This window comes from Pseudomonas sp. Xaverov 83, from assembly GCF_019352905.1.
Classification (GTDB): domain Bacteria; phylum Pseudomonadota; class Gammaproteobacteria; order Pseudomonadales; family Pseudomonadaceae; genus Aquipseudomonas; species Aquipseudomonas yamanorum.
Genome location: NZ_JAAAFU010000029.1, coordinates 219,618 through 239,793, shown reverse-complemented (window position 1 = coordinate 239,793; position 20,176 = coordinate 219,618). Strand labels below are relative to the sequence as shown.

20 protein-coding genes and 1 pseudogene are annotated in these 20,176 nt (G+C 61.3%); 8 read left to right on the top strand and 13 right to left on the bottom strand.

Annotated elements, in window-relative coordinates:
- The first annotated feature begins 42 nt into the window (after nt 1–42).
- Complete coding sequence (locus K0H47_RS12460) at nt 43–921, top strand: allophanate hydrolase subunit 1 (protein WP_219272793.1); 879 nt, start codon at nt 43–45, stop codon at nt 919–921.
- Nucleotides 918–1,892 carry a biotin-dependent carboxyltransferase family protein gene (locus K0H47_RS12455; protein ID WP_219272791.1) on the top strand — a complete coding sequence of 325 codons (975 nt, stop codon included), beginning with the start codon at nt 918–920 and terminating at the stop codon, nt 1,890–1,892. The genes K0H47_RS12460 and K0H47_RS12455 overlap by 4 nt, the downstream gene beginning before the upstream one ends.
- Before the next feature lie 106 nt (nt 1,893–1,998).
- Here the strand turns inward: K0H47_RS12455 and K0H47_RS12450 are convergent, their stop codons facing one another.
- The 4 genes from K0H47_RS12450 to K0H47_RS12435 all read right to left on the bottom strand — a co-directional run bounded on the left by K0H47_RS12450 (nt 1,999) and on the right by K0H47_RS12435 (nt 6,621).
- Nucleotides 1,999–3,615 carry an inorganic phosphate transporter gene (locus K0H47_RS12450; RefSeq protein ID WP_063027784.1) on the bottom strand — a complete coding sequence of 539 codons (1,617 nt, stop codon included), beginning with the start codon at nt 3,613–3,615 and terminating at the stop codon, nt 1,999–2,001.
- Between the two features lie 216 nt (nt 3,616–3,831).
- Nucleotides 3,832–4,854: a transporter gene (locus K0H47_RS12445; RefSeq protein ID WP_003211449.1), complete on the bottom strand. Its 1,023-nt coding sequence runs from the start codon at nt 4,852–4,854 to the stop codon at nt 3,832–3,834.
- 100 nt (nt 4,855–4,954) lie between these two features.
- The gene (locus tag K0H47_RS12440; RefSeq protein WP_177025704.1) at nt 4,955–6,130 is read right to left on the bottom strand and encodes a GAF domain-containing sensor histidine kinase; all 1,176 of its coding nucleotides are present in this window, start codon (nt 6,128–6,130) and stop codon (nt 4,955–4,957) included.
- 185 nt (nt 6,131–6,315) lie between these two features.
- Nucleotides 6,316–6,621 (bottom strand): PepSY domain-containing protein, encoded by a 306-nt coding sequence (locus tag K0H47_RS12435; RefSeq protein WP_017475930.1) that lies wholly within the window; start codon nt 6,619–6,621, stop codon nt 6,316–6,318.
- A 140-nt stretch (nt 6,622–6,761) separates the two neighbouring features.
- Here K0H47_RS12435 and K0H47_RS12430 point away from each other — a divergent pair, with 140 nt between their 5' ends.
- Nucleotides 6,762–7,691, top strand: coding sequence for a sterol desaturase family protein (locus K0H47_RS12430; RefSeq protein WP_219272789.1), 930 nt, complete (start codon nt 6,762–6,764; stop codon nt 7,689–7,691).
- On the opposite strand, the gene K0H47_RS12425 is transcribed toward K0H47_RS12430, so the two are convergent.
- Both K0H47_RS12425 and K0H47_RS12420 read right to left on the bottom strand, forming a co-directional pair.
- A complete protein-coding gene (locus K0H47_RS12425) occupies nt 7,632–8,309 on the bottom strand; it encodes an AraC family transcriptional regulator (protein ID WP_201140214.1) in 678 nt (225 codons plus the stop codon). The two genes, K0H47_RS12430 and K0H47_RS12425, sit on opposite strands and share 60 nt — an antisense overlap.
- Nucleotides 8,310–9,437 (bottom strand): glycerophosphodiester phosphodiesterase, encoded by a 1,128-nt coding sequence (locus K0H47_RS12420; protein ID WP_093206997.1) that lies wholly within the window; start codon nt 9,435–9,437, stop codon nt 8,310–8,312.
- Between the two features lie 231 nt (nt 9,438–9,668).
- On the opposite strand from K0H47_RS12420, the gene K0H47_RS12415 reads away from it, so the two are divergent.
- On the top strand, nt 9,669–9,992 hold the full coding sequence (locus K0H47_RS12415; RefSeq protein ID WP_063027796.1) for a DUF2025 family protein: 324 nt from the start codon (nt 9,669–9,671) through the stop codon (nt 9,990–9,992).
- Between the two features lie 86 nt (nt 9,993–10,078).
- Here the strand turns inward: K0H47_RS12415 and K0H47_RS12410 are convergent, their stop codons facing one another.
- Nucleotides 10,079–10,402, bottom strand: a complete 324-nt coding sequence (locus tag K0H47_RS12410; protein WP_093207001.1) for an antibiotic biosynthesis monooxygenase — start codon at nt 10,400–10,402, stop codon at nt 10,079–10,081.
- Nucleotides 10,399–11,094, bottom strand: coding sequence for a CTP synthase (locus tag K0H47_RS12405; RefSeq protein ID WP_219272787.1), 696 nt, complete (start codon nt 11,092–11,094; stop codon nt 10,399–10,401). Before K0H47_RS12405 ends, K0H47_RS12410 begins: the two co-directional genes overlap by 4 nt.
- A gap of 79 nt (nt 11,095–11,173) precedes the next feature.
- Between K0H47_RS12405 and K0H47_RS12400 the strand changes: the two are divergent.
- Nucleotides 11,174–12,058: pseudogene (locus K0H47_RS12400) on the top strand (LysR family transcriptional regulator).
- Nucleotides 12,059–12,163: 105 nt separating this feature from the next.
- Here K0H47_RS12400 and K0H47_RS12395 read toward each other — a convergent pair.
- The 4 genes from K0H47_RS12395 to K0H47_RS12380 all read right to left on the bottom strand — a co-directional run bounded on the left by K0H47_RS12395 (nt 12,164) and on the right by K0H47_RS12380 (nt 16,186).
- Nucleotides 12,164–12,679 carry a DUF1003 domain-containing protein gene (locus K0H47_RS12395; RefSeq protein ID WP_017475922.1) on the bottom strand — a complete coding sequence of 172 codons (516 nt, stop codon included), beginning with the start codon at nt 12,677–12,679 and terminating at the stop codon, nt 12,164–12,166.
- An 80-nt stretch (nt 12,680–12,759) separates the two neighbouring features.
- Nucleotides 12,760–14,079, bottom strand: a complete 1,320-nt coding sequence (locus tag K0H47_RS12390; protein ID WP_219272785.1) for a PAS domain-containing methyl-accepting chemotaxis protein — start codon at nt 14,077–14,079, stop codon at nt 12,760–12,762.
- A 238-nt stretch (nt 14,080–14,317) separates the two neighbouring features.
- On the bottom strand, nt 14,318–15,376 hold the full coding sequence (locus K0H47_RS12385) for a diguanylate cyclase (RefSeq protein WP_219272782.1): 1,059 nt from the start codon (nt 15,374–15,376) through the stop codon (nt 14,318–14,320).
- A gap of 189 nt (nt 15,377–15,565) precedes the next feature.
- Nucleotides 15,566–16,186 (bottom strand): TetR/AcrR family transcriptional regulator, encoded by a 621-nt coding sequence (locus K0H47_RS12380; RefSeq protein WP_063027808.1) that lies wholly within the window; start codon nt 16,184–16,186, stop codon nt 15,566–15,568.
- Nucleotides 16,187–16,310: 124 nt separating this feature from the next.
- Between K0H47_RS12380 and K0H47_RS12375 the strand changes: the two genes are divergently transcribed.
- Together K0H47_RS12375 and K0H47_RS12370 are read left to right on the top strand one after the other, a co-directional pair.
- Complete coding sequence (locus tag K0H47_RS12375; protein WP_219272780.1) at nt 16,311–17,369, top strand: MBL fold metallo-hydrolase; 1,059 nt, start codon at nt 16,311–16,313, stop codon at nt 17,367–17,369.
- Nucleotides 17,370–17,482: 113 nt separating this feature from the next.
- Complete coding sequence (locus tag K0H47_RS12370) at nt 17,483–18,256, top strand: hypothetical protein (RefSeq protein WP_219272778.1); 774 nt, start codon at nt 17,483–17,485, stop codon at nt 18,254–18,256.
- Nucleotides 18,257–18,317: 61 nt separating this feature from the next.
- On the opposite strand, the gene K0H47_RS12365 is transcribed toward K0H47_RS12370, so the two are convergent.
- Nucleotides 18,318–19,112, bottom strand: coding sequence for an SDR family oxidoreductase (locus K0H47_RS12365; RefSeq protein ID WP_063027814.1), 795 nt, complete (start codon nt 19,110–19,112; stop codon nt 18,318–18,320).
- A gap of 116 nt (nt 19,113–19,228) precedes the next feature.
- Here K0H47_RS12365 and K0H47_RS12360 point away from each other — a divergent pair, with 116 nt between their 5' ends.
- A complete protein-coding gene (locus K0H47_RS12360; RefSeq protein ID WP_219272775.1) occupies nt 19,229–20,167 on the top strand; it encodes a GlxA family transcriptional regulator in 939 nt (312 codons plus the stop codon).
- Nucleotides 20,168–20,176: the final 9 nt, after the last annotated feature.

Below are 20,176 nucleotides of genomic sequence, written 5' to 3'. Positions count from 1 at the left end.
TTTTTTGCCTGCCTTTCTACAATGATTCCAAGAGGAACAGACATGGCCGAATCTTCCCCGATCCGCTACAGCTTTGGCGGTGATGAACACCTGTTTGCCGAGGTCAGCGAGAGCATGTCCCTGGAGGCTTTCTTCAAGGGCATGGCCGTCACCCGCGCGGTGGAGCGCCTGGCCCTGGACGGTGTGCTGGACGTCTGCCTGGCAAATGCCTCGTTCCAGATTCGCTTCGACCCGGACCGCATCGCGCCCCACGTGCTGCTGGACGCGGTGCAAAGCGCCGAAGCCCAAGCCGTGGCCGAACGCACCTTGCACACTCGCATCATCGAAATCCCGGTGCTGTACAACGACCCCTGGACCCATGAAACCCTGATGCGCTTTCGCGACCGTCATCAGGACCCGACCGGCACCGACCTGGAATATGCCGCGCGGATCAATGGCCTGGCAGACGTGGAGGCATTTATCGCGGCCCACAGTGGCGCGCCGTGGTTTGTCTCGATGGTGGGGTTTGTGGCGGGCTTGCCGTTCATGTTCCAGATGGTGGAGCGGGAGCGGCAGTTGCAGGTGCCCAAGTATTTGCGTCCACGCACCGACACGCCGAAATTGACCCTCGGCCACGGCGGCTGCTTCGGCTGTATTTATTCGGTGCGCGGCGCCGGCGGCTACCAGATGTTCGGAGTCACCCCGGCGCCGATCTATGACCCGCTACAGCAGTTGGCGTACCTCAAGGAACACATGGTGTTCTTCCGTCCCGGCGACATCGTCCAGTTCAAACCCATGGACCGCGATGCCTATGACCTGGCGGTGGCTGAAGTGGACGCAGGGCGGTTCGACCTGCGCATCCGCCCGGTGGAATTTTCCCTCGACGCCTTTCTCGCCGACCCCATTGGCTACCCAAAAACCCTGCAGGAGGCGCTGGCATGATCAAGGTACTCAAACCCGGCCTTGCCACCTCCGTGCAGGACCTGGGCCGCGAAGGTTATTACCACCTCGGCATCCCGCCGTCCGGCGCGCTGGACCAATACGCGTTGAGCGCGGCCAACCATCTGGTGGGCAACCCCATCGGTGCTGCCGGGCTGGAATGCACGCTGATCGGGCCGGAACTGGAGTTTCAGCAGGACGCCTTGGTGGCGTTGTGCGGTGCGCTGATGTCGCCGCGCCTGGACGGCGTGGTGGTGCATCAGGACACCGCGTTTGAAGTACGTGCCGGGCAGGTGCTGCGCTTTGAATTTCCCAAGGCCGGCGCACGGACTTACCTGGCGGTGGCCGGTGGTATCGACGTGCCGCTGGTATTGGGCAGCCGGTCCACTTACACCCTGGGTGCGTTGGGCGGGTTTCACGGGCGGCGGCTGGTGGAGGGTGATGAATTGCCTGTGGGCGAGCCCAGCGGCAAAGGCCGGGCGGGGAATAGTTTGCCCATGGCGTTGCGCCAATCGGTGGGCGGGGACGTGACGTTGCGGGTAGTGCCGGGGCTGTATTACGAGCGACTGGCGCCCGGCGCCAAAATCAGCTTTTTTGCCGAGCCCTGGACGGTCGGTTCGGAGGCTGATCGCATCGGCTATCGCTTCAAAGGCGGCAGCGTGTTGAGCTTTCAGCCACGAGAGCAGCCGTTTGGTGCCGGGTCTGATCCGTCGAACATCGTCGACAGTTGCTACCCCATCGGCTCGATCCAGGTGCCGGCCGGGTTGGAGCCGATCGTGTTGCACCGGGACGCGGTGTCGGGCGGTGGCTACGCGATGATTGGCACGGTGATCAGTGCCGACCTGGATTTGATCGGGCAGATGCAACCGAACCAGCGGGCGGGGTTTGTGGCGGTGACGCTGGAGGAGGCACTGGAGGCGCGGCGGGTGTACAAGAAGCGGTTGAAGGTGATGGGTGGGTTGTTTGATACCTGAGAACGCCGCCGAACCCCTGTGGGAGCGGGCTTGCCTGCGATAGCGGTGTATCAGTCACCACCGCTATCGCAGGCAAGCCCGCTCCCACATTTTGATCCGGGTTGTGTCAGAACAACTTGGTGAATAGCCAGTACAGGCTACCCGACAACAGAATCGCCGCCGGCAATGTCAGCACCCAGGCCATCAGCAAGTTGCGGATGGTCTTCATCTGCAACCCACCCCCGTTCGCGACCATGGTCCCGGCCACACCGGACGACAGCACATGGGTGGTGGACACCGGCAAACCATACATGTCCGCCGCGCCAATGGTCAGCATCGCCACCATCTCGGCCGATGCACCCTGGGCGTAGGTCAGGTGGGTCTTGCCGATCTTCTCGCCCACGGTCACCACGATGCGCTTCCAGCCGACCATGGTTCCCAGGCCGAGGGCGATGGCCACGGCGATCTTGACCCACAGCGGGATAAACCGTGTGGCGTTGTCGATCTGCTGCTTGAACAGTTGCAGTTTGTTCTGGGTGTCGGCGTCGAAGTTGCCGACCTTGCCTTTGTCCATCAGGCGGATGGTTTCGCTGGTCAGGTACATGTCGTTACGCACGTTGCCCACGGCCTCGGCCGGTACGGCGGCGAGGGAGCCGTAGCTCTTCACTTCTTCACCGATATGCCCGGTGATGGAGGCGAGGGCGGGCACCAGTTCCGGCGTGGCTTCCTTGGTGCGTACGTAGGTCGACAAGGTGGCGCGCGAGTCGGCAGGCGCCAGTTGCGGCGCCGCTTTTACCAGGGCTGCCTGGGTCACTTCGGCCACGGCGGCAAACTGCAACGACTCACCGGCCGGCATGGTGCGGTTCAGCGCGTAGGCCATCGGCAGGGTGCCTACCAGGATCAACATGATCAGGCCCATGCCCTTTTGGCCGTCGTTGGACCCGTGGGCAAACGACACACCGGTGCAGGTGGCGATCAGCATGCCGCGAATCCACCAAGGCGGCGGGGTGTCGCCTTTTGGTGCCTTGTAGAGCGAGCGGTTTTTCACGAAGGCCCGCAGCGCCAGCAACAGTAGGGCGGCGAAGGCGAAGCCGATCAGCGGCGACAACAACAGTGCGTAACCGATCTTGATCGCCTGGCCCCAGTCCACACCGCTGGTGCCGTCACGGCCATGCATCAGAGCGTTGGCCACGCCCACGCCGATGATCGAGCCGATCAAGGTGTGGGACGACGACGCCGGCAAACCCAGCCACCAGGTGCCGAGGTTCCACAGGATCGCGGCGATCAACAGCGCGAAGATCATTGCAAAGCCGGCCGAGGAGCCGACCTGCAGAATCAGCTCCACCGGCAGCAGGGCGATGATGCCGAACGCCACCGCGCCGCTGGACAGCAGCACGCCGAGGAAGTTGAAAAAGCCCGACCACACCACCGCGAAATGCGGGGGCAATGAGTTGGTGTAGATCACCGTGGCCACCGCGTTGGCGGTGTCGTGGAAACCGTTGACGAACTCGAAGCCCAGGGCGATCAACAGCGCCACACCCAGCAGCAGGAACGGCGTCCAGGTGGTGACCACCGTGCCGAGCTCGTGCATGTCGTGCATCAGGCTGTAGGCGGTGAACAACAGGCCCATGGCGAGTACGGCGAAGAAAACGATCACCGTCACCAGGCCGGGTTTCTTGTCCAGGCGCGGTTTGGGGTCGTTGGTGACGGAGGCGGTGGAGGCGGTCAGCGAAGGGGTTGCCATGCCGGAACATCCAGTGTTGAGGGAGGATATCCGTCATGATCGTTGCAGAATGTTACAGAGATGCTGCGGTAAATCAGTGTTTCGAGATTTGGGATGGCCGCTGGTCTACAAAACACTGCCGATCAAATGTGGGAGCTGGCTTGCCTGCGATAGCGGTGTATCAGTCACCACCGCTATCGCAGGCAAGCCAGCTCCCACATTGATCGCATTTCAAATTCAATAATCCTTGCGCTTGCGAAACGCCCAACGCCCGGCAATCAGGGTAAACGTCGCCACCAGTGCCACCAGAATCCAGAAGCCTTCAGGGTCAGTGGAAAGCGGCACGCCACCGACGTTCATGCCAAAAAAACCGGCAATGATGTTGATCGGCAACGCCAGCACCGTGACCACGGTCAGGGTGAACAACGTGCGGTTGCTCTGCTCGTTGAGGTTGGCAGCGATCTCTTCCTGCAACAGCTTGATGCGCTCGCCCAACGCCATCAGGTCGTTGATGATCAGCGCAAACTCCTCGGTGGATTTGCGCAACTCCTTTACGTCTTCCTTCTGCAGCCATTGCGGCGGGCGGTTGAGCAGCCGCAGCAACGAGCCCGGCTCCAGCGCCAGCAGCCGTTGCAGGCGCACCAGCACCCGGCGTGCGGCGCCCAGTTCAGCGCGGTTGGTGGACAGGCGCGACGACAGCAACTGGTCCTCGATCTGGTCGACGCTGAGGCTGGTCTTGCGCACGATCTGCGTCAGCACCTCGCCCTGGTCCCGCAGCAAATGCACCAGCAGTTCCAGCGGCGAGCGAAAGTGTTCACCGGCCTTCACCGACGAGCGCAGCTTGTCCACCGAGTGCAGCGGTTGCAGGCGAGCGCTGATCAGCAGCCGGCTGCGGGCGCACACCCACAAGGTGGAAATGTCTGAAGAGACCATGCTGCTGAAGTTGAAGACCACGTCGTTGACCACCGCCAGCAAGGCCGAGTCCACGTGTTCGATGCGGGTGGAACGCGAGCCTTCGTGCAAGGCTTCGAAGAATTCTTCCGGCAGGTTCAGGTGCGCCTGCATCCAGCGCTCGCAGGCGGCGTGGGCCAGGTTCAGGTGCAGCCAGAGAAATTCGTCGGGATCACCGGGTTGCTGCAAGGCCGCCAGGGCGGTGGCTGAGTCAATCTGTTCGCCCTTTTCACCGGGGCGAAAACGAAAACCGTAAAGCAAGCCAAACAGGTCGGAGTCCTGGTGGCTGTGGTCGATGCTGTGGTTCATGGAGGCTCGCAGGGAAAGTGCCTGTAGGAGATTTCACAGGTTCACTTGAGCGCATCATGGCAACTGAATTTGACGCTTTTGTGACGGTTTGAGGTGGCCGTCAATCGCCTGCGGGCAAACTGAAGCTAAACACCGTGCCGTCCTGCTCGCTGGAAGACACTTCCAGCCGCCCGCCATGGGCGTCGGCAATCTGTTTGACGATGTACAAACCCAGGCCCAGTCCGGCCTGGGGCAGGGCGCCCGTCGGTCGGGAGTAGGGCTGGAACAGCAGCGGCATGGCCTCATCACTGATCAGCCCAAGGTTTTTCACTGTTAACTCAAACGTGCCGGCGTTGACCTGCGCATTGACTTCAACCGGCCCTTCGGGACTGCCGTGGCTGATGGCGTTGGCCACCAGGTTGGAGAGCAATTGCGCCAGCCGCTCGCGGTCGCCTTTCACGCCGTTGAGATTGCCGATGCGGGCGTGGATCAGCCGCTTGGGGTGCACGTGCTGCACCTCTTCCACCACATGCTGCAAAGTGTCTTCAAGCCCAGTGCATTCACTGATGTTCACCGGGATGCCGCTGCCCATTCGCCCGCGGGCAAAGTCCAGTACGTCTTCCACCAGTTGCGAGGCCCGGCGGCCGCTGGCCAGCATGTGCCGTACCAGGGTGTCGGTGGCTGGGTCCGGGTGTTTGCGCAGCAGACGTTCGGCGCCGACGTTGATGGCAAACAGCGGGTTGCGCAGGTCGTGGCCGAGTACGGCGATGAATTGTTCCCGCAGTTCGGCGGTTTCCCGCTCCTGCTGCAAGTCGGCCTCGGTCTGCTGGAGGCTTTCTTCGGCTTCGATCTGCAGCGACAGCACCCGGGCAAACGACTCCATGGTCGACTGGATGGTGCTGCTGCGCAGTTGCGCCGGATTCGGGTCCAGGGCACAGATGGTGCCGAAGAAACGCCCGTCGGTGCGAAACACCGGCACCGAGATATAGCTTTCAAAGTGGTAGATGCGTGGCGTGTGGTGGTCGCGGTACAGCGGGTCTTCGCTGGCTTTGTCGATCACGATCGAGACGTGGGAGCCGCGGATTTCGTGGCACAGGGTGGTGGTCAGGTCCAGCTCGCCACCCACGGGCAGGCCGAAGTCCAACTGGTCGCGCACGGCGCAGGCGGTCCATGAATCATCGGTGACCCGTGCCACGGCCGCAAAACGCAAGCCGGTCATTTCGCTGATCACCTGGAGAATCGCCGGGACGGCGCTGATTCGGCCAATGGTGGCAATGTCGACGGCTTTTTGCCCCATGGCGAACGGTTCCGGTCCTGATGCTGCTGGCGTTGTGCCTTGGCTGATGGTTGGGATTCTAGCGAGCTTGGCGGCGGAAGGTACAAATTCGTTCACGCTAATTAGACTAATTGCTCTTCTGGGCGACGAGCGCGCATAAAAAAGCCGCGCGGCCCGAAGGCGGCGCGGCGTTTTTGCGGTTCAACTCAAGTGTCTTGCTTGTTTTCCAGGACTTCGCCGGTCTTCGCATCCAGCTTCACGTCCCACTTCACGTTGCTGGTGTCACGCAGTTCGGTCTCGTAGACTAGGCGGCCGGCTTTGTCTTCCAGCTCGGTGTCAACGATGGTGGCGCCTTTGTGCTGGGCCACTGCCTTGGCGTTGAGTTTTTCGAAGTCCATGATGGCGCCGGACTTGAGCAGGCTCGGAATGTGGTCCGGGCGAACATCGGCCTGGGCCAAGCCAGCGGTAAGGGTCAAGGCGGCAGCGGCGAACAGAGCAGTCAGGTTTTTCATGGTGTGATCCTTTGGGGTGAGCTGTTTAAGTGGGATCAGGTTAACCAGCGCAACTTAACTCACCCTTAAAATTGCGCCGTTTGTTCAATCGGCGGCGAGTGCGGGGTTTCATGCTGGCGTCTCAATCATGGGAGGCACAGATGAAACAGTTATTGGCCTGGGTGTACGCGCCCTTGTTCTGGGTGGGATTTATCGGGTGGGCGCTCTGGCTGGTGCAGGTGGATGAGCCGCAGTGGCTGGGGCTGGTAGTTGTCTGTGCGGTGGTGGTGTCGTTTATTGCGGAGTGGTGGTTGCCCTATGAGCCGCAGTGGAATCGCAACCAGGGTGACCGTCGTCGCGACCTGATTCATGCGGTGGTCAACGAAGGTCTCAATGCAGCGGGCTTGTTGATCTTGCCGGTATTGACCGCGCTGCTGGCCGTTGATGGTGTATGGCCGCGGGCGTGGCCGCTCTGGGAGCAATTGCTGCTGGCGATCTTCATCGCCGATGCGGGCATCACCCTGATGCACTACGCCAGTCACCGATTCGCGGCCTTGTGGCGTCTGCATGCGGTGCATCACAGCGTGCAGCGGTTGTACGGTTTCAATGGCTTGATGAAGCATCCGTTGCACCAGATGCTCGAAGCCACGGCGGGCTTGTTGCCGCTGATCCTGCTGGGCATTCCCACGGACGTTGCGCTGCTGCTGGCCCTGGCGATTGCCGTTCAGTTGCTGTTGCAGCATTCCAATGTCGACATGCGCCTGGGGCCGCTGCGCTGGGTATTCGCCTGGGCGCCGGTGCATCGTTTTCATCACATGAAATATGGCCGGGCGGGGGATGTGAATTTCGGCTTGTTTTTCAATCTATGGGATCGGCTGCTGGGCACCGCATTTTATAGCCATGACTATCGAATGGGCCAGGGCGACTTGGGGATTGGCAGCCGGCCGGATTTTCCGCAGGAGTATGTGACGCAGTTGTGCGATCCGTTCAGGACGGTGCGCTTGAGCAGGGAGCCGCCGGTTCCCGTCGGTCTAATCCAGGATTCGTACGTGCAGGTTGCGCAACGACGCCCCGGCCGTGACGCCAAATAGTTGCTTCATGGTCCGTGAAAAATGCGCCGAATCAGCGAACCCGGCGCCATGGGCTGCCTCGGTCAAGGTGCTGCCGCCGAGCGCCAGTCCGAGCGCCACCCGCAAGCGCCGCCACAGCACCAGGCGGCGCACGGGCAAACCCAGTTGGTTGGCGAACAAACGTTCCAGTTGGCTTAACGAAACGTGCGCTGCCTGCGCCAGGGCGTGGGCTGAGACCTTGCCGCTCAGTTGCTGATCCAGCGCCAACAGCGCGCGCTCCACCCGGGCGTCGTCCAGTGCGCGTCTCGGCAACTGGCGCAGCGTGTGCTCGAGTGCTTCCAGGGACAGTTCACTGTCGGCCAGGGCGGCCTGCAAAGAGTCGAGGTCAAATGCGCCGGGTTCGGCATACACCATCAACACCTCACCATGGGCGTGGAGGAGGGCGTGGGGCATTCGTGAGGGGATGAACAGGCGATGGGCCGTGGTGACACGGCCATCGAGGCTGGCCGTGACCGGCCCGCCCGGGGAGAACATCAACTGGTGGGCATAGTGTGCATGAGGCGCGGTGCGCCCCGGGATGCCCAGGATCAGCCCGTAGTCAGGCCCCAGCCACAGGCGACCTGACCATTCGGAACTCACTCAGTAACCGTTGTCCTGCAGCAGGTCGGCCACACTCGAGGACGGCCAGCGTTTGTAGTACTTCAGTAGTTCGGCGGCGCGGTTGGTGAAGATGCCGTCGACGCCGGCTTTCATCACCTTATCGAAGTCCACCGGCTCATCCACGGTGTACACGTGCACCAGCATGCCTTTGTCGTGGGTCAACTGGTTCATCTCGGGTTTGACCAGGTCGGAATAGCTCTGGTCGCCCAGGTTGGTCAGTTGTGCCGAAGGGCCAGTACCGATGGCGCCCAGGCTCTTGGCCTCGTCGACCCATTTTTCGAACTCGGCGGCGTCCTTCGGTTCTTGCTTGGCGTAGTAGGCGGCTTTGCTCGGCTCGCCGGACTCGGCGAAGGTCACCTTGGATTTCGGCTCGATGCTGCCTTCACCGACCCACAACAGCAGGATTTTCGGGGTGTTGGGCATCTCTTTTTGCAGTTCTTTCAGGCTGTCCTTTTCAAAGGTTTGCAGCACTACGCGGCCCTTGCCCTGGCCGACGCCGATGTTTTTCTGGGCCTGGTTGGAGCCGGTGGAGCTCAACCAGCCTTTGTCCAACAGCTTGTTCTTCAGGTCGGCTTCGATACCCGGGAATTGCTTCGGCTCTTTGGTTTCGATGTACAGGCCGGGTTTGTGCTGCGGGTTGCCTTCGGCGATCTTGATGATTTCGTCCAGGCTGAGGATTTTCAAGCCGACGAAGCCTGGGCGGGCGCGATCCGGGTAGGCGGCGTTGAACCAACTGCCGGCATCCAGGGTTTTAAGCTCGGCCCAGGTGAATTCGTTGGCCGGGCTGTCCTTGCGCTCGGGGAACTTGGTGGCGACGTCGGTGGTGCGTTGCAGGTTGTTGTCATGCAGGGCAAACAGCACGCCGTCCTTGCTGCGTTGCAGGTCCATTTCCAGGTAGTCGGCACCCAGGTCGCGCGCGACTTTGTAGGCGGCGGCGGTGGATTCCGGTGCATCGAAGGACGCGCCACGGTGGGCAATGACGGCAGGGTTTGGAATGCCTTCGTTGGCCGCGAGTTCGGTAGGGCTGATCGGGCTTGCCGCCTGTGCGTGGCCAAGGCCCAGCATCAGGGCCAGCAGCAGGGCACTCTTGGTAAACGTGACAGGCATAAGCGAAGTCCTTTCGTGGAGGTAACTTTGAGAAGGGCTCCTTTTTAACAATTGCTTGCGAATGGCGCTATCACCAAACCGACATTAACGTGTTCACAGGCCATTTTTCTGCACTTTTGTGCGGTGCCATGCAGTACTCTTGCCCTCAGCTGCCCCATCAGAGGGCAGATTATCTGCCATGCGTGTAAACCATCTTTCCAGTCCAAACAGGACTTTTCAGTGAGGTTTACCATGCGCATCACCTCCGAGCTTATCTGCCAGGCCGCCGACCAACTCCACGGTTTTGTCGGCCTGAACCGCAAGACCCACCAGTACATCGTCCGTTTCAGCGAAGACGCCTTCGGCATGGACGTGGCCGACGATGGCATCATCCCGACCGCCGAGTTTGTCTGGCAGCCGGTTGACGAGCAGGCCATGACCCTGTCCCGCGAGCGGATCCAACTGCTGCTGGACCAGAACATCGACGATCGCATCAACATCACGGAACCGCTGCGGGTGTACATGCGCCGGGTGGAGATTCCGCAGATCAGTGCGGTGCGCAGTCTGGTGGGTTGAACGCCACATTGTCCCTGCGGCTGGAGCGCTTTTTGTGGCGAGGGAGCTCCCTTGTCCACATTGAGTGTTTTACATAGGCTGATGTTTCAGCGCTCGAACGCGTAAGACCGCTCCACCTTGCACACCCGCGTATGGCACGCCGAGTACCAGGTGGAGCGCCCCTGTTCGCGCACTTCGGTGTGTTCGGCGTGCTGCTTCCAGGCCAGGATCGCGGCTTCGCTGCTCCAGTAGGACACGGTGATGCCCAGGCCATCTTCCCCTCGCGCCGATTCCACGCCGAGAAAACCAGGTTGTTGCCGGGCCAGTTCCAGCATGCGGTCAGCGGCTTGTCCGTAGCCGTTGTCGCCTTCAGTACGCAGGGAACTGAACACCACCGCGTAGTACGGCGGCTTGGGCGTCTTGGCGATCATACGCAGGCCTTCAGCAGTGCAATTGCCAGCGGCGGTGTGATGCCTGTGAGGGCCGCACGTTCCGGCTGGAACAGGGTGGCGACAAAAAACGGATGGTCCAGCAGCTCCACCGCCCGCAGGTCGCCCGCCGAGTCATGGCCGCTGGCAATCAGGTCGGCTTCCAGCAGTGCGCTTTCGAAGTCGGGATTGATGCCATAGCGGCAACGGTAGCCTTCATGGATATCCAGAGTGGCGTAGGCCTCGGCGATGCGGGTAAAGGCCATCAAGCGGATGGTGTCAGTCGCTTCCACCAGCGCACAGGTCAGGGGCGTGAGTACTGCACGGGGCGAATCGGGAGCCAGTTCGCCGTGTTCTGCGTCGGCCCAGCCCAACACGTTGCGGGCATATTCCAGCACCGCGTGTTGAAAACCGCCGCAGGTGCCGAGGAAAGGGCGCCGCTGTTCTCGGGCATAACGGATGGCCCGCAGCGCGCCGTCGAGGTCACGGTAAGGGCTGGCGGGAACGCACCAGAAGCCATCGTAGTGCTGCAAGTGTTCGGTGGATTTGATCGTGTCAGTGGCCAGCCAGTCGAACCGCACCGTCAGGCCCAAAGTCGCGCCGGCCTGTTGCAACGCCAAGGGAATGGCCTGGTGGGCGGTGACTTGTGCATCGTAGTCGCCGATCAGGGCCAGGTGCAGGGTGGTTTTATTCATCAAGGGTATCCGTGGCTTGTTGAGTCCTGACGCTCACTATAGATTGGCGTTCACGCAATCAATATTGGCGTTAGTCCATATGTTCAATGCAGCGACGCACTATCAGATCGATTACTCCGACCTTTCCCTGATCCTCGCGCTGGTGCGAGGCGGCACGCTCGCCCGTGCAGCGGCGTTGCTGCGTGTGGACGTGTCGACGGTGTTTCGCGCGGTGCGGCGGCTGGAGGCGGCGCTGGGCCAGACACTGTTCGAAAAGAGCCGTGCCGGCTACCTGCCCACCACCCTGGCCACGACGCTGGCCGAGCAGGCCGAACGTGCCGAACAAGCACTGTAGGCGGCGCGCGTGGGGGTGGAGCAGGGCGGTGAAGTGATCAGCGGCACGGTACGCCTGACCTGTACGGATTCGGTGTTGCAGTCACTGTTGTTGCCGGCCCTGGCGCAGTTTATGCCCGGCTACCCCGCGCTGACCCTGGAGCTGAGCACCTCCAATGACTTTGCCAATCTCAGCCGCCGCGATGCGGATATCGCCCTGCGCCTGACTAAGACTCCGCCCGAGCATCTGGTAGGACGTTGCCTGGGCACGGTGTCGTATCGGGTGTGTGCCAGTGCCGACTATGCCCGCCAGCATGCAGGCAAGGAGCTGGCCGCCCTCAACTGGATCGCGCCGGATGACTTTCTGCCAGACCATCCCACCGTCACCTGGCGGCGCCAGCACTTGCCCGGGGTGATGCCGGCCTATCGCTGCAACAGCATGGTTTCGGTGACCGAACTGGTGCGCGCGGGGCTCGGTGTGGCGGCGTTACCGGATTACTTGCTGGGCGCAGGCCTGCAACCGTTGAGCCCACCGCTGACGGGGCACGACACGACCCTGTGGCTGCTGACACGCCCCGATTGCCGGGCGCTGCGCTCGGTGGTGACGTTATTTGATCAGTTGGGCCAGCATGTGCACTTGCCGGAGCACTGACTGTGCGAGCTGGCTTGCCTGCGATACAGGCGCTGCGGTGCATCAGGCATACCGCGGTGATGCAATCGCAGGCAAGCCAGCTCCCACATTGGATGTGTGGCAGGGTCAGGTTTTGCGCACGAAGTGCTCGTGCATCTCAGTGGTCAACCCTTCGATGCGCTCGGTCAGTTGCTTGGTCATCTCGGTGAGTTTTGTGTTCTGTTCCAGCAGCTCCAGCAATTGCTTGGTGGTCTGCGCTGCCTGGGCCTGGCGTTCCGTGTTGGCCACGGCCAGGGCTTCGCGGTGCTGGGCGTCGGCGTCGGACTGGGCCTTGTCCCGTGCGGCCTGGCGGGTCTGGGCCAGCAGGATCAGCGGTGCGGCATAGGCCGATTGCAGGCTGAACGCCAGGTTCAAGAGAATGAACGGATACACGTCAAAGTGCGTGATGCCGGTCACGTTGAGCACGACCCACAGAATCACGATTGCCGTTTGCGCCCCCAGGAAGGTCGGGGTGCCAAAGAAGCGCGCGAAGGCTTCGGCTTTCAGCGCAAAGGTGTCATTACCGAAGGTCGGTTCGAGATGGGCGTGTTTACGATGAAAGCGCAGGTGGTCAACTTTGGCGTCAGGTTTATCCGGGGTCATGGCGGGCTCGAATCCGTGGTGTAAGACAAGCCACCACTATAGACCGAGCCCTCCACCAGGCACATGAAGAAGCCTGTCGCTTACCTGTTGCCCCGCTCATTGGCAAACGCACTCACCGCCTGCACCGCTTCGCTGGCGCCTTCGCGAATCTGCAGGATCACGGTGCCGGCCTGGTTCGCCAGGTCCACGCCCTGGGCGGCGCGGTCGCGGGTGCCGTCCATGCTGTCGATGGCCTGGCGGGTTTCGCTCTGGATCATCTCGATCATCGACGAAATCTCCGCCGTTGAGCCGCTGGTGCGCGCCGCCAACTGGCGCACTTCATCGGCCACCACCGCAAACCCGCGGCCTTGCTCGCCGGCGCGGGCGGCTTCGATGGCGGCGTTCAAGGCCAGCAAGTTGGTCTGGTCGGCGATCCCGCGAATGGTGTTGACGATGGCGGTGATCTGCTGCGAACGCTCGCCCAGCTTGGCGATCAGCGCGGAAGAACCGTCGATGTTGGCGGCAATCTCGCGCATGCCCGTGGCGGTCTGCTGGATCACCTCGGCGCCTTTTTCGGCGAAGTCCCGGGTTTGCAGCGAGATGTGATAAGCCTGGGTGGCGCTTTGGGCGTCGGCGGCGTGTTTCTCCACCATGGCCGTGACGTCGGAAGCGTACTTCACCACCTTGCACAGGCGCCCGCTGGCGTCATACACCGGGTTGTAGTTGGCTTCCAGCCACACCACATGGCCGTTTTTGTCGATGCGTTCGAACTGGCCGTTGAACAGCTCGCCCTGATTCAGCCGTTGCCAGAAATCGCTGTAGGCGCTGCTGTTGGCCAGCTCCGGTGTGCAGAACATGCGGTGATGCTTGCCCTGGACCTGCGCCAGGCTGTAGCCCATGCGATGCAGGAAATTCTGATTGGCGCTGATGATGGTGCCGTCGAGGTTGAACTCGATCACCGCCATGGCGCGATCGATGGCCTGCAACTTGGCGTTGGCTTCGCTCTCCGCCTGCATTTTCGAGGTGACGTCCATGGCGTACTTCACCACTTTCACCACGTTGCCGGATTCGTCGCGCACCGGGTTGTAACTGGCTTCCAGCCAGATCGGCTGGCCGCTGCTGGTCACCCGTTCGAAGGTGCCGGACTGGAATTGGCCGTTGCGCAGTTGTGTCCACAATTGGCCGTACTCGGCGCTGCGGGCAAAGGCCGGGGTACAGAATAGCCGGTGGGACTGGCCCACCACTTGATCGGCGTTGTAACCCATGGCCTTGAGAAAGTTCTCATTGGCTCGCAGGACCATGCCTTGCAGGTCGAATTCGATCACTGCCATGGAGCAGTCGATGGCGTCGAGAAGGCTGGCTTGCTGGGCAAGGGTGGCTTGCAAGGTACTGATGGTTTTTTTATGGGCGTTGAATAGCATGGTCGTGTGCTCGGGGGAAGCAAGCGTCAGGGGTATCCATGGGGGCGCCTGCCACCGTATGGCTCAAGCCTACGGCGAACGTGCTCATTGCCAGCTTCCTTGTGCTGACAGAGGGTGGAACAGCGGGTTCTGAGTCGTATGGTCAGCAAGAAGTTCTACGGCGACCGACCAATGGCGGCATTATGCTATCGGTCGGTGGTAGCTGCGTTTAATTCAGACGAGGTGTAGTTCGCGGGATTCAAGCGCTATGAGCGACCACATAGTCGCTGATATTCACGCGGTTACGGCCAGTGTCCTTGGCCGCATACAGCGCGCGGTCCGCTGCGTTGAGCCACGTGGCCGCGTCGGTGAAGGTGCTTTGAAAAGACGCCAGGCCAATGCTCAGGCTGACCCGCAACTCCGGGATTTCCGGGTTACGGTAATTACTGAACACCTCGCGCATGCGTTCCATGACTTGCGCCGCCTGTTCCATGGGCATGTCCGGAAGAATCACGCAGAATTCGTCGCCGCCGTAACGCCCGGCCAGGTCGTTTTCCCGCAGGTTGCGGCGCAGCTCCAGGCTCAGTTGGCGCAGAACCTGGTCACCGATGATGTGCCCGTAGGTGTCGTTGATCTGCTTGAAATGATCGATGTCGATCAGTGCAATGGTGGCGTGGACCTGTTGTTGCTGGCACTTGTGAAACTTCAGGTGCAGCAGGTCTTTCCACGAGCCGTGATTGAGCAGGCCGGTAAGGCTGTCGGTGCGAGTCAGGGCGCTCAGGGCACGTTTGTGTTCCGACAGTTTGATCGCCAGGCGGTAGCAGACCATGCCCAGCGCCATGGGATACAGCGTCAGCATGGGCAGGCAGGCGTAGACCTGGACCAGGCTGACGTCGGGGTTGAACTTGATACCGAATAACAGCCATGACACGCCGATGCCCACCAGCTGCGCGACTATCCCGTGGAGGAACAGGCGTTTGCCTCCGGCGGCGACGTTGTTCATGGCCATCATGGACAGGATGGTCACGGTAGTGAGGGGCGTGAATTGGGTGGTGGCCGCCCAGAATCCGCCGAGCAGCGAGTCGTACAGCAGGTTTCGCCGTTCCGCCTTGTAGGGGAAATCGGAGCGAGTGGACAGTTGATACGCCAGGTGCGCCCAGCCAAAACCATTGAACAGCAGCAACGCCCAGACCCAGCCAGGCATGTGCAGTGGGTAAAGTGCAGCGATGACGCTGATGCAGCCGATGCCCAGGCCGATGATCCTTGGCCTGTAGATACGTCTGGCAAATGACAGCCCTTTGCCTCGTTGGTTTTCCATAAATTCCTGGGTCGATTCTTTTTTTGCAGGTACGACGGCACACGTGATCGGAAAAACCACTGGTCGGATAATACGTGTGAATATTGTCAGTTATTCGCGTGGGAATAATCAGTGTCCTTCCAAGCCATTTGCAAAGGACACAGGGCGAATCAGACAAAAAACGACCTTGGATGTCGTTCCTGTAACAGGTCAGTGCTGCGGCACGACCTCATAGCCCGCCAGGAACAGGTCGATGGCCGACTCGATGACGTTCGCTTGGGCGTCGGCGTCCAGGGTTGGCTGGCCGAGGGTGATCTGTGGCCAGAAGGCAAAAGCCTTGAGCAGGCTTTGCACTTGGTGGGCCGCGAAGCACGGGTCGGTGCAACTCAGCCGGCCGTCTTCCTGGGCGGCGCGCACCCATTGGGTGAACCCTTCTTCGCGCTTGCTCAGGCGGTTGACCATGTCCTGGGCGCGTTCCGGCGAGTGAATAGTGGCGGCAATCGCCACGCGGGCCAGGTCGAGGAAGTTGGCGTCCGACATCATCGCCATCTTGGCCTGCAGCAACCCGCGCAGTTGCTCACGCAGCGGGCGGTCGCTGGCGTAGCTGACGTCCAGTTGCGCCACGCTGCTGGCCCACAGTTGATGCAGGATCTCGGCGAACAGTTCTTCCTTGCTGGGGAAGTGGTTGTACACCGTGCGTTTGGAAACCCCTGCGGTGGCGGCAATCTTGTCCATGCTGGTGACCTCGAAACCGTTGTCGCGAAACTCGGCGATGGCGGCTGCCACGATGGCTTCGCGTTTACGGTCGGTGAGGCGCTGAGGTGCAGTCATGGGGGAATTTCGGCTCTGAAGGGAAAATTACACTCGGTAGTTTACTTGCTCCGGGTTTTGTTGCAATCTAGAAACTACACTGTGCAGTGTAATTTCAAGAGCAGTCTGCAGGAGTTCCTCGGTAATGGCCACGATCTCAACCCGTCTCGACAGTTCTTCTTCAGCGCCCAAGTCTTCCGAACAACAGCAAGGTCACTTCACCAATCAGAAGCCCATCCAGCATGGCGGCTTGGGCAAGACCTTGGGCATCATGTGGAAGATGCTTTTCCAGAAGCCCCGCAGCACGCGGCCGGTGGGTGAGATCCCGGTGCAGCCGCTGACCCGTGAGCAACTGTTCGCCGCTCCCGACCACAGCGTGTTCCGCCTTGGGCACTCCACTGTACTGCTGAAAATGCGCGGCAAGTTCTGGCTGACCGACCCGGTGTTCGCCGAGCGCGCATCGCCGTTCAGTTGGGCCGGCCCCAAGCGTTTCCACCAACCGCCGATCAGCCTTGAAGACCTGCCGCCGATCGAGGCGGTAATCCTTTCCCACAATCACTACGACCACCTGGACCACAAGGCCGTGGTGCAACTGGCGGACAAGACCCGCTATTTCCTCGCGCCCCTGGGCGTGGGCGATACGTTGATCAAGTGGGGTGTGGATGCCAGCAAGGTGCGGCAACTGGATTGGTGGCAGGGCACTGAAGTGGACGGGATTCGCTTTGTTTCCACGCCGGCCCAGCACTTTTCCGGGCGTGGCCTGTTCGATGGCAACCAGACGCTGTGGTGTTCGTGGGTGATGATTGACGGCCCGCGGCGGATTTTCTTCAGCGGCGATACCGGCTATTTCGAAGGCTTCAAGCGCATCGGCGAGCAGTACGGTCCGTTTGATCTGACCCTGATGGAAACCGGCGCTTACAACGTCGACTGGCCCCACGTTCACATGCAACCGGAAGAAACCCTGCAGGCGCACATCGACCTTAAGGGCCGCTGGTTGCTGCCGATCCACAACGGCACCTTCGACCTCGCGTTTCATGCGTGGCACGAACCGTTCGACCGGATCATGGCGCTGGCGTGGGAGCGTAATGTGTCGATCACCACGCCGGCGATGGGGCAGGCGTTCATGCTCAATCAGCCGGAGCGCGGGCAGGCCTGGTGGCTGGAAGTCGAGCACGCGGGTAACGAGCAACACGTCGGCGGGTGATAGCGATTTAGATGCAATCCCGCCGCTGAGTTGCAGGTTGTTTCCGACCTACAGCCGTCCCGATAAAAGGATGCAATCATCCCTCGAAAATCAGTTTCGAGGCGTGGGCGTATATGGACGACAACGGTAGGAAGGTCACAGCGTCGGGCGCGTTGTGTCTGTTCAAACAGACAGTCTCGGGGGACAGCTCTGTTCCCCCGGCTTGCGCTGCGACCGTCAGCAAGGGCGTCGTGTTTGGCGCTGATACTGGCGGTGTAATCGTCAGCTCCGGCGATCACCCGAGCGGCCTGGAGTTTGGCTCCGCGAGCGGCTACGGCCCCAGGTTCGATATCCCTGGCCCCATGATGCGCGCCGTGCGCGACCCTTCGTTATCACTGATCGCCCTCGGCGGCGTCGACCCTGAGGGGCCGGTGATGGTGGAGATCCCGCCGGTCGCCGATACGGGTCATCAGATCAACACACGCCCGTTGGCGGGCAGCCGCATTGGTTTTGCCAGTGAATATGTTGCAGGTGATGTTCGGGAAACGATCAAACACAGCGCGCACTTTGCTCAAGTACTGAACGTACTGCGTACAGCCGGTGCGGAGTTGGTGCCTGTGTTTGCGCGGGTGATGGATGACGCGCGCCATTTCACCCTGGACCCTGGCAACGAGATTAACGATCGGGTCACGGAAAATCGGCTCGATGGGTTGGTGTCCGATGCGCAAAGTGCCGCCTTTCATCATGCAGCCACTGCGGGTAACCCGAGGATACGTATACCCATTGGTACTGGCCCGGATGGGGTTTCAACGTTTGTGTGGTTCTATGGCGCTTATTGGGCCGGTGATGGTCTGGCAGCGCTGGCGCAACGCTGTCGGTTGGTATTGTCGGCGCAGACGCCCCAATGATGAACAGGCTTCCCAGGCAATCAGGAAGCCTGCGTTTACCTCCGGCCTGCGCCAGCCCGGCTTACTTCAACCCATAACGAGCGGCGGGTTCACGGTGTGACAGGTTCGGGCCCAGGGCCAACCGGGCGCTTTCGTAGGTGTCCCAATCTGCGCTGTCCGGCAGGGACGGAATCGTCACGGCTTCGCCTTGAGCCAGGCCGGCGAGGGCTGCGTCCACCAGGTTTTCCGTGGTCATTACCATGGTTTCCGGCAGGTTGTTTACCGGCAGGCCGGCGATGTCCCAGAACTCCGTGGCGGTGGCGCCCGGCAGTACCACTTGAACCACCACGCCCTTGTCGCTCAGCTCATGCTGCAACGATTCGCTGAAGGCCTGCACAAACGCCTTGGTGCCGCCATACACCCCGTTCAGCACTTTGGGCGCGAGGGCGACAATCGAGCCAATGTTGATAATCGTCCCACGGCCCTGGGCGACAAAGTTGGTTGCCGCCGCTTTGGCCAGGCGGGTCAGCGCCAGTACGTTAAGCAGAATCATCGCGTCCATTTTGTCGGCGTCAGACTCCAGCAGCGAAGCTGTGGCGCCCACACCGGCGTTGTTCACCAGCAGGCTGATACGGCTGTCGTCCTGCGCAAGCCGAGCAATACGCGCCAAGTCGGCCGGCAGATTGAGATCGGCCGCTATCACTTCAACGTCGCGTTGGGTGCTGGCTTTCAAGCGTATTGCCAATTGCTCCAGGCGTTGCTGGTTGCGGGCTACCAGAATCAGATCGTAGCCGGCACGGGCCAGGCGGTCGGCATACACCGCGCCAATTCCTGACGAAGCACCGGTAATCAGGGCATAACCTTTATGTTGCGACATGGCAGTTGCTCCAAAGGGGCCGGGGAGGGGATCGGCCTTGTTGGAACCAAGATTATGGGTGTAATGTGGTGGCCGCAATGTCATATATCCCTCCTTTAGAGACATGAGGTTTGGCCATGGTGTCCGTCGGTATCGTGCTGTTTCCCGGTTTCCAGGTGCTGAGCCTGTCCACCAGCAGCGTGTTCGAATTTGCCAACTTCGTGGTAGGACGACCGTTCTACCGCGTGGATTTGTTGTCGGAGCACGGCGGGCCGATCAGAAGCTCCATGGGCTTTGCCATTGATAGCTTGGCGTTCGGGCAGCAGGACTACGACACGATCGTGGTGCTGGGGGATAACGAATTACTCGAGCCCACCCCAGGCATGGTGGCGTATCTACAGGCGTCGTTGACGGCGTCGCGCCGGGTTACGTCGGCCTGCACCGGTTCGTTCCACCTGGCAGCGGCAGGGCTATTGGAAGGGCGCAAGGCAACTACCCACTGGTACCACGCCATGACGTTTCGCCAGCGCTACCCCAACGTAAAGCTGGAGGAAGACCGGATCTTCACCGTCGACGGTCCGCTCTGGACGTCGGCCGGGATGACCGCCTGCATCGACCTGGCCCTGGCCTTGGTCGAGCACGACCTGGGCGTGGAAGTGGCCCGCGACGTGGCGAAAAAACTGGTGGTCTACCATCGCCGTGCCGGTGGCCAGTCGCAGTTCTCGGCGCTGCTGGAACTGGACCCCAAGTCCGACCGCGTACAAACCGCCCTGGCCTGGGCCAAAGGGCATCTGCGTGAGGACCTCTCGGTAGAGCAACTAGCCGAAGCGGCACACCTCAGCCCGCGTCAATTCAGCCGACTGTTCCGCACCGAAACCGGCCAATCCCCGGCCAAGGCGGTGGAACACCTGCGCATTGAAGCCGCGCGCTTGATGCTCGAATCCGGCAGCCACTCCATCGACGTCGTCGCCCGAGAGACGGGCTTCGGTGACCCGGAGCGCATGCGTCGAGCCTTCCTGCGAGCGTTTGGCCAACCGCCACAAATGATCCGTCGGGCGTTGCAGTTGCAGGCGTAAGTTGATGGC

Excerpts from the sequence above, each read along its gene's own strand:
- K0H47_RS12460 (WP_219272793.1), top strand. The coding sequence starts at position 43 with ATGGCCGAATCTTCCCCGATCCGCTACAGCTTTGGCGGTGATGAACAC.
- K0H47_RS12455 (WP_219272791.1), top strand. The coding sequence starts at position 918 with ATGATCAAGGTACTCAAACCCGGCCTTGCCACCTCCGTGCAGGACCTG.
- K0H47_RS12450 (WP_063027784.1), bottom strand. The coding sequence starts at position 3,615 with ATGGCAACCCCTTCGCTGACCGCCTCCACCGCCTCCGTCACCAACGAC.
- K0H47_RS12445 (WP_003211449.1), bottom strand. The coding sequence starts at position 4,854 with ATGAACCACAGCATCGACCACAGCCACCAGGACTCCGACCTGTTTGGC.
- K0H47_RS12440 (WP_177025704.1), bottom strand. The coding sequence starts at position 6,130 with ATGGGGCAAAAAGCCGTCGACATTGCCACCATTGGCCGAATCAGCGCC.
- K0H47_RS12435 (WP_017475930.1), bottom strand. The coding sequence starts at position 6,621 with ATGAAAAACCTGACTGCTCTGTTCGCCGCTGCCGCCTTGACCCTTACC.
- K0H47_RS12430 (WP_219272789.1), top strand. The coding sequence starts at position 6,762 with ATGAAACAGTTATTGGCCTGGGTGTACGCGCCCTTGTTCTGGGTGGGA.
- K0H47_RS12420 (WP_093206997.1), bottom strand. The coding sequence starts at position 9,437 with ATGCCTGTCACGTTTACCAAGAGTGCCCTGCTGCTGGCCCTGATGCTG.
- K0H47_RS12415 (WP_063027796.1), top strand. The coding sequence starts at position 9,669 with ATGCGCATCACCTCCGAGCTTATCTGCCAGGCCGCCGACCAACTCCAC.
- K0H47_RS12410 (WP_093207001.1), bottom strand. The coding sequence starts at position 10,402 with ATGATCGCCAAGACGCCCAAGCCGCCGTACTACGCGGTGGTGTTCAGT.
- K0H47_RS12405 (WP_219272787.1), bottom strand. The coding sequence starts at position 11,094 with ATGAATAAAACCACCCTGCACCTGGCCCTGATCGGCGACTACGATGCA.
- K0H47_RS12395 (WP_017475922.1), bottom strand. The coding sequence starts at position 12,679 with ATGACCCCGGATAAACCTGACGCCAAAGTTGACCACCTGCGCTTTCAT.
- K0H47_RS12390 (WP_219272785.1), bottom strand. The coding sequence starts at position 14,079 with ATGCTATTCAACGCCCATAAAAAAACCATCAGTACCTTGCAAGCCACC.
- K0H47_RS12385 (WP_219272782.1), bottom strand. The coding sequence starts at position 15,376 with ATGGAAAACCAACGAGGCAAAGGGCTGTCATTTGCCAGACGTATCTAC.
- K0H47_RS12380 (WP_063027808.1), bottom strand. The coding sequence starts at position 16,186 with ATGACTGCACCTCAGCGCCTCACCGACCGTAAACGCGAAGCCATCGTG.
- K0H47_RS12375 (WP_219272780.1), top strand. The coding sequence starts at position 16,311 with ATGGCCACGATCTCAACCCGTCTCGACAGTTCTTCTTCAGCGCCCAAG.
- K0H47_RS12370 (WP_219272778.1), top strand. The coding sequence starts at position 17,483 with ATGGACGACAACGGTAGGAAGGTCACAGCGTCGGGCGCGTTGTGTCTG.
- K0H47_RS12365 (WP_063027814.1), bottom strand. The coding sequence starts at position 19,112 with ATGTCGCAACATAAAGGTTATGCCCTGATTACCGGTGCTTCGTCAGGA.
- K0H47_RS12360 (WP_219272775.1), top strand. The coding sequence starts at position 19,229 with ATGGTGTCCGTCGGTATCGTGCTGTTTCCCGGTTTCCAGGTGCTGAGC.